Annotated in this window: 7 protein-coding genes and 2 pseudogenes; 5 read left to right on the forward strand and 4 right to left on the reverse strand. The window is 65.0% G+C overall.

Annotation, left to right across the window (positions count from 1 at the left end; translation table 11 throughout):
- Nucleotides 1-175: 175 nt before the first annotated feature.
- A complete protein-coding gene (locus tag Q0687_RS25535) occupies nucleotides 176-2,458 on the forward strand; it encodes a fused MFS/spermidine synthase (RefSeq protein WP_298883104.1) in 2,283 nt (760 codons plus the stop codon).
- A 31-nt stretch (nucleotides 2,459-2,489) separates the two neighbouring features.
- Here the strand turns inward: Q0687_RS25535 and Q0687_RS25540 are convergent, their stop codons facing one another.
- Nucleotides 2,490-3,413: a glycerophosphodiester phosphodiesterase gene (locus Q0687_RS25540; RefSeq protein ID WP_298883107.1), complete on the reverse strand. Its 924-nt coding sequence runs from the start codon at nucleotides 3,411-3,413 to the stop codon at nucleotides 2,490-2,492.
- Nucleotides 3,414-4,296: 883 nt separating this feature from the next.
- Between Q0687_RS25540 and Q0687_RS25545 the strand changes: the two are divergent.
- The 3 genes and pseudogenes from Q0687_RS25545 to Q0687_RS25555 all read left to right on the forward strand — a co-directional run.
- A pseudogene (locus tag Q0687_RS25545) lies at nucleotides 4,297-6,114 on the forward strand (tetratricopeptide repeat protein); the annotation flags it as partial.
- Nucleotides 6,078-6,899, forward strand: a complete 822-nt coding sequence (locus Q0687_RS25550; RefSeq protein ID WP_363323989.1) for a CHAT domain-containing protein — start codon at nucleotides 6,078-6,080, stop codon at nucleotides 6,897-6,899. The pseudogene Q0687_RS25545 and the gene Q0687_RS25550, both read left to right, overlap by 37 nt.
- A gap of 54 nt (nucleotides 6,900-6,953) precedes the next feature.
- Nucleotides 6,954-8,216 (forward strand): hypothetical protein, encoded by a 1,263-nt coding sequence (locus tag Q0687_RS25555; RefSeq protein ID WP_298883112.1) that lies wholly within the window; start codon nucleotides 6,954-6,956, stop codon nucleotides 8,214-8,216.
- Between the two features lie 5 nt (nucleotides 8,217-8,221).
- Here Q0687_RS25555 and Q0687_RS25560 read toward each other — a convergent pair whose 3' ends face one another.
- The gene (locus tag Q0687_RS25560) at nucleotides 8,222-9,010 is read right to left on the reverse strand and encodes a L,D-transpeptidase (RefSeq protein ID WP_298883114.1); all 789 of its coding nucleotides are present in this window, start codon (nucleotides 9,008-9,010) and stop codon (nucleotides 8,222-8,224) included.
- Nucleotides 9,011-9,322: 312 nt separating this feature from the next.
- Between Q0687_RS25560 and Q0687_RS25565 the strand changes: the two genes are divergently transcribed.
- Complete coding sequence (locus Q0687_RS25565; RefSeq protein WP_298883117.1) at nucleotides 9,323-9,655, forward strand: hypothetical protein; 333 nt, start codon at nucleotides 9,323-9,325, stop codon at nucleotides 9,653-9,655.
- Nucleotides 9,656-9,670: 15 nt separating this feature from the next.
- On the opposite strand, the gene Q0687_RS25570 is transcribed toward Q0687_RS25565, so the two are convergent.
- Together Q0687_RS25570 and Q0687_RS25575 are read right to left on the reverse strand one after the other, a co-directional pair.
- Nucleotides 9,671-10,432, reverse strand: coding sequence for an ABC transporter permease (locus Q0687_RS25570; protein ID WP_298883119.1), 762 nt, complete (start codon nucleotides 10,430-10,432; stop codon nucleotides 9,671-9,673).
- Nucleotides 10,429-10,915, reverse strand: a pseudogene (locus Q0687_RS25575) (multidrug ABC transporter ATP-binding protein); the annotation flags it as partial. The gene Q0687_RS25570 and the pseudogene Q0687_RS25575, both read right to left, overlap by 4 nt.

Consider the following 10,915-nt stretch of genomic DNA (forward strand, 5'->3'; position numbering starts at 1 on the left):
GAACGACCGTCAATATCAAGCATTTCCCGAAGCAACATCACGACACCATTTATTGCCCGTTCAGGCGCGGTGTGCTCCATTGCGCGCGCCCGGTGCCCGCCGGGCCTTTGTTCGACGCGTTTTCTCGCGCGAACCGGTGTCCACTTCGCTGGAAAACGCTTTGGCCGGAGCTCCCATGGATTCGATCGTGCAACCCGCCGTCACGGAGCAGCCGTCCGCCTCGCGCAACCGGCTGCTGCTGGCGGTCTACACCGCCGCGATCTTCGTCAGCGCGCTCCTGCTGTTCTCGGTGCAGCCGCTGTTCACGAAAATGGTGCTGCCGCGGCTCGGCGGCTCGCCGGCGGTGTGGTCGGTGGCGATGGTGTTTTTCCAGTCGCTGCTGCTGGCCGGCTACGCCTATGCGCATCTGCTGATGCAGGTCAAAAGCCGCGTCGTGCCGGTCGTGGTGCATCTGGTGCTGCTGATCGCGGCCTTCATCACGTTGCCGCTCGGCATTGCCAGCGCCTATGGCGAGCCGCCGGCGTCGGGTTACGCGTTCTGGCTGCTCGGCCTGTTCGTGATGTCGATTGGGCTGCCGTTCTTCGCGCTCGCGGCCAACAATCCGCTGCTGCAGGCCTGGTTCGTCCGCACCGGCCACCCTGATGGCCACGATCCGTACTTCCTCTACGCGTCGTCCAACATCGGCAGCTTCCTCGCGCTGCTGTCCTATCCCTTCCTGCTGGAGCCGATATTCACGCTGCATACGCAGAACCGGCTCTGGACCGGCGGCTATGGCCTGCTGATCCTGCTGATCGCCGCTTGCGGCGTATTGCTGTTGCGCTCGCCGAAGATTGCGGTGGCCGACGTGCGGACGGAAGGGGCCAATGCGCCTGCGCCTGATGTCGTGACGCGGCTGCGCTGGATCTTCCTTGCAGCGGTGCCGTCGGGACTCCTGATCGCAGTCACCGCGCATATCTCGACCGATGTCGCGGCAGCGCCGCTGCTCTGGGTGTTGCCGCTGTCGCTGTACTTGCTGACCTGGGTGGTCGTGTTCCAGAAGCGTCCCTTGCTGCCGCACAAATGGATGCTGATGCTGCAGCCGGTCGCGATCGCGGGCGTCATCTTCCTGCTCGCCTTCGGCGGCGAGCAGAATTTGCTGCTGACGCTCGGTGGCCACCAATTGTGCTTCTTCATCATCGCCATGGCCTGTCACGGCGAATTGGCGCGGACCCGCCCCGCGGCCAAATATCTCACCGGCTTCTATGTCGCGCTGTCGTTCGGCGGCATGGTCGGCGGTCTCTTTGCCGGCCTTGTCGCGCCCTTCACCTTCTCCTGGATCGCCGAATATCCGATCCTGGTCGCGCTCGCGGCGCTGTGCCGGCCGACGGCGAACGAGCGTCTTGCGGGCATTGTGAGATGGTACTGGCTGGCGCTGGCCGTGGTCGCGGTAGCGCTCGTTGCGCCGTCTTACATGACGGGAGATATCTCGACCTGGTTCGAGGATCACCGCGTCTGGGTCGCCTGCGCGGTTGGCGTACTCGCCGCGCTTCTGGCACTGGCGTTCAATGCGGGGCGGTGGAAGATCTTTGCCACCGTCGCGCTGGCGCTGGCCCTGACGCGGATCTATCCGGCCGACGAAGGCCGGGTCACCACCGTGCGCAGCTTCTTCGGCGTGCACAAGATCGTGGTGACGCCGGGCGGCTATTTCCACGTGCTGATGCACGGCACCACAATTCACGGCGCCGAGCGTTTCCGCAACAATGACGGCACGCCGGTCACCGGCAGGCCCGAGCCGATCACCTATTACCACAAGGACGGCGGCATCGGTCAGGCCATCACCGCGATCCGCGAGCGCAATGGTGCGCCGTTGAAGGTCGCGGCGATCGGCGTTGGATCAGGCACGCTCGCCTGCGCTGCCGCACCCGGCGAGGACTGGAAGTTCTTCGAGATCGACCAGTCCATGGTGGACGCGGCGCGTGATCCGAAGAATTTCCGCTACATATCGAGCTGCCTGCCGAACCTGAAACCGGTGATCGGGGACGCGCGCCTCACCTTCGCAAGAGAGCCCGACGGTGTCTATGACCTCATCATCGTCGATGCTTATTCGTCGGATGCGATCCCGATTCACCTGGCGACCGAAGAGGCGATGAAGATCTACAAGGACAAGCTCGCCCCGCACGGCGCCGTGGTGATGCACGTCTCCAACCGGCATCTCGACCTCGAGCCCGTCGTGGTCGGCATTGCCGATGCCAACGATCTCAAGAGCTGGGTCTACGACGAGGATTCGGGCCGCGATGCCGATTACATCTTCTCGACCGACGTCGTCATCTCCGCGCGCGCGGCTGAAGACGTCGGCAAGCTCGCCTCCTCCAAGCAGTGGGAGGAGACCGATCCCGACGAGAAGGTGCGGGTCTGGACCGACGATTATTCCAACATCCTCGGCGCGCTGTATCGGCGCTTGCGGTACGGGGAGCAGTAGCCACCCGTAGTTCGTGGCCCGGATGGAGCGCCTACGGTTCGACCGGCGTGCCCGAAGGCAGCGCTATGCCCTTCTCGCCGGTGACCTGCCGCAGCAGGTCCGGCCGATCTGAGATGATGCCGTCGACACCGAACTCGATCATCCGGGCCATGTCGTCGGGTTTGTTGACGGTCCAGACCACGACGCGCAATCCCTGCGTATGGGCCTCAGCGACGAGCGCGGCTGTGACGTCACCGAAATAGGGCGACCACACCGCGCCGCCCGCGGCCTTGATGGTGCGCGGCAGCGACCCGCCGTGATCGGCCGGGTTGAAGCCGGCCGTCCAGCTGGTGGCCTTGTCGAGGGCGTTCGTCGGTGCCGAGCCGCGCTGCAGCGTCAGGTAAACGGTTGGAATTGTCGGGGCCTGCTGCTGGACGAGAAGCAGCGTTCGCCAGTCGAACGACTGGATCATGACGCGGTCCGTGAATTTTTCATCCGCGGTCACGCCGAGCAGCTTGGCGACGAAGGCCTGCGGCTCCAGCGATTCATCGGGATGTTCAGGATCGATCTTGGTCTCGATGTTGAAGCGCACGCGTTCATTGCCGGATTTGCGCACCAGCGCGAACAGCTCCTTTAGCGTCGGAATGCGCGTCCCCGGCAAGGCACGCTGATCCGGAAACTGCTTCGCGTACTTGCTGTCCGGACGGATTTGGCCAACGTCGTAAGTTCTTACGTCGGCGAACCGCAGTTTGACGAAGGGCGTGCCTGGTGCCGCGACATAGGCGCCGCTCGCATCCCGCGCGAGATCGGGGTTGAGCCCGCGCTCATGCGACACCACCACCTCGCCATCCGCAGTCACGCCGACGTCGAGCTCGAGCGTCTCCACGCCCATCGTGAGCGCGTTGGCAAAGGCGGGCAGGGTGTTTTCCGGCATCAGCGCCCGTCCGCCGCGATGCGCCTCGAGATCGAAAGCCATGGCCCCTCCTGCAGCGAGAAGACAGATCGTGCCGAGCACTAGCGCAGGACGGAATGACATCGTGAACCGCGACGGGCAAGAGGGACTGCGGCTGTAGCCGCAAAACCGGACTACCAATAATCGGCATCAGCTGTGCCGTCCACCCGGCGAGAGCGTCAGGGCCGGGCAGGTCATGCGCGGGCGGGGTAGGCGCTCAGGGTATGACTCCAGCGGGCCCGGCTCGCCTCGGTCGACAGGAGCTGCGGCCGCCACTATCCTGCCGGGATTGCTCCCTCGACGCGCGTGACGGGATTTCCGAATGAGCCGCGCCCGCCTGTTCGTTGCATGTCTGGCCCTGGTCCTGTGGTCCGGAGCGGCTTCCGCCCAGCGCGGCAATGATTTCGATGCGCTGCTGGCGCAGATGAATGCAGCGACGCAAGGAGGGCGCTGGGCCGAGGGGCTGGCGGCGGCTCAGAAGCTGGAGAACCTGGTGCGGCGCAAGCAGGGCGCCGACAACATGAACTATGCCGGCGTGCTGCATAACGAAGGCATGTTCCTGCACAATCTCGGCCGCTACGGCGAAGCCATCGACAAGCTCAACGCCGCGCTCGCCATCAAGCTGCGCAACAATGACGTCGCCTCGACGCTGCGCACCTCCAACATGCTGGTCGGATCGCTCGGCATGCTCGACCGGCGGGCGGAGGCGACGAATGTGGCCGAACGGGCGCTGGCACTCGGCACCAGTGCGTTCGGCGCCAATGATATCAGGCTCTCGGACACCCTGGCCGCGCTCGGTGGGTTGGCGCGCGACAAGGAGAACTACAAGGAAGCAGCCGGCTATTTCGAGCGCGTGCTATCAGGCTTGCAGGCGGCGAGCGCACCGCCGGTCGAGATTGCGTCCGCCATGGACAATCTCGGCGATGTCTATGGCTTGCAGGGCCGTTTCGACGATGGCGAGCGTCTGCTGAAGCAGGGGATCGAGCTGCTTGATCGCAGCTTTGGTAACAACGCGGAGGCCGCACCGAACTATGACAAGACGCTCAACGATCTCGGCAACCTCTATCTCGATGCCGGGCGCCTGTCCGAGGCCGAAGCTACGATGCGGCGCGCGCTGGCGATCACGCGGGCGCGCAGCGGCGAGGCGCATCCGAACGTCGCGGCCACGACGGGCAATCTTGCGACAGTGCTGGAGCACGAGGGGCGTTACGCGGAGGCAGAAAAACTCTATCAGCAGACGCTGCAGGCCTACGAGCGGATCTATGGGCCTGATCATCCGACCACGGCGATCGGCCTGAACAATCTCGCCAACGTCTATTCGGCGCAGGGCAGGAACGAGGCGGCCGCGGGCCTGCAGGAGCGCGTGCTCGCAATTTATGAAAAGGCTTTCGGCCCCGATAGCCCCGATGTCGGGCGCGCGCTCAACAATCTCGCCAACAGCTATGCGAGTCTCGGGCGCAACGAGCAGGCGCTCGGCCTTTACCGTCGTTCGCTCGGCGTGATGGAGCGCAAGTTCGGCGAAGGCAGCGGCCCGAGCGCGCTCGCGGCGGGCTCGCTTGGACAGGCTCTGATGGACGACGGAAAGTCGGACGAGGCTAGGCTCTATCTGCTGCGCTGCCTCGAGATCGACGAGCGCGTGCTTGGCGGGGCGCATGCCCAACTGATCAAGGATCTGCGCGCCGTTGCGCTGCTCGACCTCAGGACGGGCAACCTCATCGAGGCGCGCAGCCGGCTCGACCGTGCGCTCGTGATCGCGCGGGACAGGCTGGGACCAAACCATCACGACACGATCGCAACCCTGATCAATCTCGCCGATGTCGATCGTCGCGAGGGCAAATGGCCTGATAGCCTGGCGCGGCTGCGCCTCGCTGCGAGCGCGCTCAATACGCAGCGCAATGCCCAATTCAACCGTTTCACCGAGCTCGATCCCTGGCTGATCGATGCGATCTGGCATGTTTCCGAGGGCAAGCCCGAAGCTGCAGCGCGGGATGAAGCCTTCGGCGCCGCGCAGCGCGCGCATGAGACCAGGGCAGGTGCCGCGCTGTCGCAGATGGCGACGCGTTTCGGCGCCGGCAATGACGCGATCGCGGCATTGGAGCGGCGGCAGCAGGACCTGAAGGCAGGCCTCGAGACGCTCGACAAGCGCATTACGTCGGAGCTGGGGCAGCCGGATGGCAAGCGCAACGACACGCTGATCGCGAGCCTGCGCGCGCAAGCGGCGCAAACGCAGAAGTCGCTCAACGACGTCACGAGCCAGCTCAATCGGAATTTTCCGGCCTATGCCGATTTGTCCAATCCGCAGCCGCTGTCGATCGCGCAGGCGCAAGCGTTGTTGAAGCCGGATGAGGCGCTGATCGCTTTCATCCTGCTCGACGACATCTCCTATGTCTTTGTGGTGACGCACGAGGCGAATGCGCTACGCCAGATCACCCTCGGCAGCCGCGAGATCAGCGACCGTGTCGCGCATCTGCGACAGGGGCTCATCGATCCGGAGGCTGCGCAATCCTCGTTCGACCTCGATGCGTCTTTTGAACTTTACCACGGGCTGTTCGGCCCGATCGTGGCCGATATCGCCGGCAAGCCGAAACTGCTGATCGCGCCAGTCGGTGCGCTGACCAGCCTGCCATTCCAGGTGCTGGTGACGAATAAGCCCGATGGTGCATCCGCCGACCGCTTCCGGCGGGCGGCGTGGCTGCTCGACGAGCGCGCCATCACGGTGTTGCCGTCGGTGCCGAGCCTGCGCGCGCTGCGCGGCTTCGCCGGGGATTCGCGCGCGCAAAAGCCGTTCATCGGCTTCGGCGATCCGGTGTTCCAGCGGTCGTCCGGCGACAAGCGCCCGGCGCGCAATGTGCAGCCTATCAGAACTACTATGACGGCTCCGCGGTCGATCTCGATCGCCTGCGCACCGGCCTGCCGGCGCTGCCGGAGACGGCCGCCGAGCTTCAGGCCGTGGCGAAGGCGCTGGGTGCCTCGCCGCAGGACGACGTCAAGCTCGGTGCGGCCGCGTCAGTGACCAGCGTCAACCAGTTGCCGCTCGATCAATACCGTGTGGTCGATTTCGCCACCCATGGCCTCGTCGCCGGCGAGGTCAACGGCCTCACCGAGCCCGCGCTCGTGCTGACATTGCCGGACCGGCCGACCAGCGACGATGATGGCCTGCTCACGGCGAGCCGCATCGCAAAGCTCAAGCTGGATGCCGACTGGGCGGTGCTGTCGGCCTGCAACACCGCGGCGGGCGACAAGCCCGGCGCGGAAGGCCTCTCGGGCCTTGCGCGCGCCTTCTTCTATGCCGGCGCGCGGGCGCTGCTGGTGTCGCACTGGCCGGTCGATTCCGACGCGGCGGTGCGGCTGACCACCGGCGCATTCTCGGAGCTGTCAGCGCATCCCGGCATCGGCCGCGCCGAAGCGCTGCGACGCTCGATGAAGGCGCTGATTGCGGACCGGTCGTCACCGCGCAACGCCGATCCGGCCGTATGGGCGCCGTTCGTGCTGGTCGGCGAAGGCGGTTGACGACGGCCGAAGAAAGCCGACACTGGTCTGCAAAAAAGATCGGGAGATATTCTCATGCGGCTCATCCTCCTCGCAACGATGGCGGCTCTGATGGTTGGACAGGCGACGGCCAAGGATGTGTTGTCGGGCGCGAGCCTCTATGCCGATGTGACGCGTTACGCCTCGTTCGGCCTGCACCGCTTCGGCTCGGCAGGCGATCGCGCGACGGCCGACTGGATCGCGGGCGAAATGTCCGCAGCCGGCTATGCGATCAGGTTCCAGCCCGTCGTGCTGGGCCGGCAATATGTCGTCGAAAAAGCCAGCGCGGAAGCGGCAGGCACGGCGGTCGAGGCGACGCCGTTCTGGTGGCCGCCGGAGGACAAGGCCAGCTTCCATCTGTCCGCGCCGCTCGCCCGCGATGGCGATGTTGCCGGGAAGATTCTCTGGGTCGACCTGCCGTTCGATCGCGGCGCCTATCTCGGTCCGGCGCATCGGGCCGCGATCTCCGAGGCCGCCGCAAAGAAGCCCGCCGCGATCCTGCTGATGATCGGTAATCCCGCCGATGATCGTTTCGCCTACAACGTCACGCAGGAGGACGCACCCTGGCCGGTGCCGGTGATGGTGGTTGGCGCCAAGGCGCGGGCGATGTTCGAGCGTGCGCTTGCGTCAAGCACGCCTGTCACGTTCGAGGTTTCAGGTCATTACGAGCGCAATGTGTCCGGCCGCAATGTCATCGCCGAGACCGGCCTTGGCCGAGGGCCGACCATCGTGGTCTCGACGCCGATGACGGGCTGGTACTCCTGCGTCTGTGAGCGCGGTCCCGGCATTGCCAATTTCCTTGCGCTGGCGCGCACCGCGGCGGTGGAAAAATGGCCGGCGCATTTCGTCTTCATCGCGACAGCTGGCCACGAGATCGGCCATGGCGGCATGGAGCTGTTCCTGAAGGACGGTGCGCCCGCGCCGAAGCAGACGCTGGCCTGGATTCATTTCGGCTCGTCCAACGCGTGCTACGCCTTCGCGGAAGGCGCGCGCACCAACAGGCCGGAGGAGGAGCGCTATCTTGTGCTCAGCAAGTCAGCCGTTGCGCTGACCGACGAGGCCTTTGCTGCGGTCGCAGCCAAACGGCTGGTGACGGAGAAGCAGGCGGTCGGTGAGCTGCGCGACGTCCATGCGGCGGGCTACGCCAACTTCCTCGGCATGGCCGGCCGCCATCAAACCTTCCACACGCCCGCCGACGATCTCTCTGGGACCGGGCCCGAGATCCTCGAGCCGGTCGCGCGAGCCTTTGTCGATGCCGCGAGGAAGATCGTTGAACGCGGCGACGCCGCGTTCAAATAAGAACGTCAGTTCTGGTAGTAATAATTGCGCGGCTGATAATACTGACGCGGTTGCGGCTGATAGTAGCCCTGCTCCTGGCCATATACCGGGCCGTAATTCGGCTGGGGTTGCGGCAGCTGCTGGTAGACCTGTGCGCCATAGGGGCGGGTGATCGGGCGCGGCGCCGGGTAGCGCGCGCCGGTGTCGCTGCCGTCAGCGGGATAGATGTAGTTGCTGTCCTGCTGCATGTAGCGCTGCGCGGGCTGCATTGGCGGCGTCAGATTCACCGGATCGCCGGAGGTAGCGTATTGCTGCTCCTCGGCCGGCTGCTGGGCGCGTGCGACGGCGTTGTTGGCGCGGCCGCGCGGGTTGCGGGCGAGTGCGACCTGCGCCGAGCCGGTCAGCGTCACCGTGGTGTTGAGCACGCCCTGCTCTTGCACCAGCGCGTAGAGCGTCGAAGCATTCTGGCGCGACAGCCGCACGCAGCCATGCGAGGCGGGCGTGCCCAGTCGTCCGACCGAGTCGGTGCCGTGGATGGCGTGCCCGATCTTGGTGAAGAAGATCGAGTGCGGCATCGGCGCGTCGTCGAATTCCTTGGAGAAGTGATCCTCTTCCATGCGGAAGGCGCGGAAGGAGCCGTTCGGGGTCTCGCGCGAGGGGATGCCCGTCGACACCGGCCAGTGGTAGCGCGTCACGCCGTCGACCACGACGGTCATCTGCTGATTGTCCTTGTCGACGGTAATGTCGACCTTGGCCTGCGCGGCGCCGGCGCTCAAAAGCATCAGCGAAGTGAACGCAATGAAAAAGGAACGCATCTGACGTCTGGCCTCCGGCCTGTTCTCGCTAGCGCCGCGGCTCTCCGTCCCCGGCATGCACTATGCCCGCAATCCGGCTTTCGTTCCAGCGGCCTGCACACCCATCGTTAACGTGATGCGGGGCGTAAGCAAAGGCCGCTTTGTGCCGTGCATGTCCCGGCGGCGCTGACATTTTCGCGATTGGACGCGCGCTCACAACGCCGACAATTCGTCACAAAGGCGCAACCATTTGGCCGCCTGGTGCGTTGATCGTGTCCTGCCCGACAGGCGGCTTTTGCCGCCATGCACCGTCTAATTTCCTTGGGACCGAAGATGAACAAAGCTCGTACTGCCGCCGCACCTGCAGCCTTGCCGGCCGGCTTGCCAATCCGCCTGCTCTTCGCAGCTGCCGCCGCCCTTCTCGCGCTGCTCTCGCTGCCTCACTCAAGCCATGCCCAGGGCATTGTGCGCGGCGCCCAGGAAGGCTCCTACGAAGGTAACCGGATCGCCGGCCCCGTGGGCGGCGTGGTTGGGGGCGCCGTCGGTGCCGGTGTCGGCGGCGCGGTGGGTGCGGTCGAGGGTGTGTTCGGTGTTCCCCACCATCGCTACTATCGCCACTGTCACGGCTATTACGACGGCTATCACCGATTCCATTGCTACCGGTGAGGTCCTCCTCGTTCGTCAGTTCTTCAGTCGATATCCCGTGCGGAAAATCCACCAGATCACCGCGAGGCAGATCGCCAGGAACGCGACCGTCATGCCGATGCTGACGGACACGCTGACGTCGGCGATCTCATAGAAGCTCCAGCGGAAGCCGGAGATCAGGTAGACGACGGGGTTGAGCAGCGCGACCGTGCGCCAGGTCGGCGGCAGCATGTCGATGGAATAGAAGCTGCCGCCGAGGAAGGTCAGCGGCGTCACCACCAGCATCGGGATCATCTGCAGCTTTTCGAAGCCGTCGGCCCAGATGCCGATGATGAAGCCGAACAGGCTGAACGTCACTGCTGTCAGCACCAGGAAGGCCAGCATCCAGACCGGATGATGGATGTGCAGCGGCACGAACAGCCCGGCGGTCGCGAGGATGATCAGGCCCAGAATGATCGACTTGGTCGCGGCGGCGCCGACATAGCCGAGCACGATCTCGAAGTACGAGATCGGCGCCGACAGGATCTCGTAGATCGTGCCGGTGAATTTCGGGAAATAGATGCCGAACGAGGCGTTGGCGATGCTCTGCGTCAGCACCGAGAGCATGATCAGGCCCGGCACGATGAAGGTGCCGTAGCTGACGCCCTCGACCTGGCTGATACGCGAGCCGATCGCGGCGCCGAACACCACGAAATAGAGCGAGGTCGAAACGACGGGCGAGACGATGCTTTGGAGCAGCGTACGCCAGGTGCGCGCCATTTCGAACAGATAGATGGCGCGGATGGCGCGGTGGTTCATGACGTCCTCACGAGGTCGACGAAGATGTCCTCGAGCGACGATTGGGTCGTGTCGAGATCGTTGAAGCGGATGCCGGCGGTGCGGAGGTCGCTGAGCAGGCTGGTGATGCCGGTGCGCTCGCCCTTGGTGTCGTAGTCGTAGACCAGCGTCGCGCCGTTATCGCAGAGATCGAGCTCGTATTGGGCAAGGCTCTCCGGCAGCGATGTGATCTTGCCCTGCAAGTGCACCGTCAGCCGCTTCTTGCCGAGCTTCTGCATCAGGGTCGTCTTGTCTTCGACCAGCACGATCTCGCCCTTGTTGATGACGCCGATGCGGTCGGCCATCTCCTCGGCTTCCTCGATATAGTGCGTGGTGAGGATAATGGTGACGCCGGATTGCTGAAGCGTGCGGACCACTTCCCACATGCCCTTGCGCAGCTCGACGTCGACGCCGGCGGTCGGCTCGTCCAGGAACAGGATCTGCGGCTCGTGCGAGAGTGCCTTC

The organism is uncultured Bradyrhizobium sp. (genome assembly GCF_936928535.1).
GTDB lineage: Bacteria > Pseudomonadota > Alphaproteobacteria > Rhizobiales > Xanthobacteraceae > Bradyrhizobium.

Bases quoted from the DNA above. Each gene is read 5' to 3' on its own strand.
- Q0687_RS25565 (WP_298883117.1), top strand. From the start codon at position 9,323: ATGAACAAAGCTCGTACTGCCGCCGCACCTGCAGCCTTGCCGGCCGGC.
- Q0687_RS25570 (WP_298883119.1), bottom strand. From the start codon at position 10,432: ATGAACCACCGCGCCATCCGCGCCATCTATCTGTTCGAAATGGCGCGC.
- Q0687_RS25555 (WP_298883112.1), top strand. From the start codon at position 6,954: ATGCGGCTCATCCTCCTCGCAACGATGGCGGCTCTGATGGTTGGACAG.
- Q0687_RS25560 (WP_298883114.1), bottom strand. From the start codon at position 9,010: ATGCGTTCCTTTTTCATTGCGTTCACTTCGCTGATGCTTTTGAGCGCC.
- Q0687_RS25535 (WP_298883104.1), top strand. From the start codon at position 176: ATGGATTCGATCGTGCAACCCGCCGTCACGGAGCAGCCGTCCGCCTCG.
- Q0687_RS25540 (WP_298883107.1), bottom strand. From the start codon at position 3,413: ATGGCTTTCGATCTCGAGGCGCATCGCGGCGGACGGGCGCTGATGCCG.